Annotated in this window: 1 protein-coding gene; it reads left to right on the forward strand. The window is 26.5% G+C overall.

Features of this window, described 5'->3' with window-relative positions; genetic code table 11:
- Positions 1-939 precede the first annotated feature (939 nt).
- Positions 940-1,283: hypothetical protein (locus P256_RS08805; RefSeq protein WP_040332056.1), on the forward strand; the 344-nt coding region annotated here is incomplete at its 3' end.

Below are 1,283 nucleotides of genomic sequence, written 5' to 3' on the forward strand. Positions count from 1 at the left end.
ATTAAATTTTTATTTAGTAATTTTGAATAATTTTTACTCTGTCGTAAATCAGCTAAAGATTACATATTTTTTAGCTTATTACATTGCAAAATAAGTCTGACTTAACATAATGGGCATTATCCGAATAGGTTTATAATAAGTATCTAAAAATCATAAACTTATGTTAAAACAATCCATCAGCGCAAAACCTAAAAGCCGACTTAGAAACAAGTCGGCTTTTTTATGAGCAGTTTTGGAACTTATTGCCTATGGTTTAGATTAAAAAACACACGATTTATAGTTTTATTTTGGTTTTTCAAATCTCTATCTGTAAAAATCATCCACAAAATAAGTGGATAACCCTGAGCAAAAATAATTTATATATACAATTAAAAAAAGAGCAACCCCACGGGGTTTGCTCTTATAAAAACAAGTATTTCTACTAGTAGAGAAGATATCTATGAGTGTTCGAGGTGACATAAATCTGAGGACTATAATGCCATAGTTAATACCAGTATACAAAATTAACAACCGTTATTACCAAAAACCAATTCCATCATAAAAATTACGGCTAATTCATATAAAAAAGTGACAAATTATGTGGTTTCATATACCATAAAATTTATAAATATATAATGATTTATTCCCAAAGAGTTAAGACCTATCCCCAAAGAAGGTCTTTTTTTTTAAATTAAAATTTACATTTTTTACCAAAGATCAATTCTTATATTTTTATAGATTTTTTTTTATTATATATCAAGGATATATTAGATATTTTATAATAAATTTAATAAAAAATACTTTAATATTATTACATTTATACAATATTTATATAATTTAAGTATTTGATATATATAAAAAATTAAAACCAACCGTCAATATTTTATAATTTAATCAAATTATATTATAATGAATCTATTTATATATTTAATTTCTATTATTTCTTCTTTGGGTCTGAATATGAATAAGTTTTTCCTTGGATTAATATCTACAACACTTGTTACAACAGGTTTTGCTGCGAACAACAGTAGTACACTTAGTGAGCAAGAAGCATATAGATTAGGTTCTCAACTAGCGACTTCAAATAAAGATGTCTCCGATGCTCTTAAGCAAGGTATAGACGATGCAAAAAGAGAAAATCGTGAGTCACAAAATAGAAATACTGAACGACGTCAGAACCAAGATAATACTCAAGAAAATACTTCTTCGAGAAGAAATAATACTGAACAAAGAAGAGATGAACGTGAGTCACAAAATAGAAGTACTGAACGACGTCAGAACCAAGATAACACTCAAGAAAATAC

Origin of the sequence: Acinetobacter nectaris CIP 110549 (assembly GCF_000488215.1) — a bacterium.
GTDB classification, from domain to species: Bacteria; Pseudomonadota; Gammaproteobacteria; order Pseudomonadales; family Moraxellaceae; genus Acinetobacter; species Acinetobacter nectaris.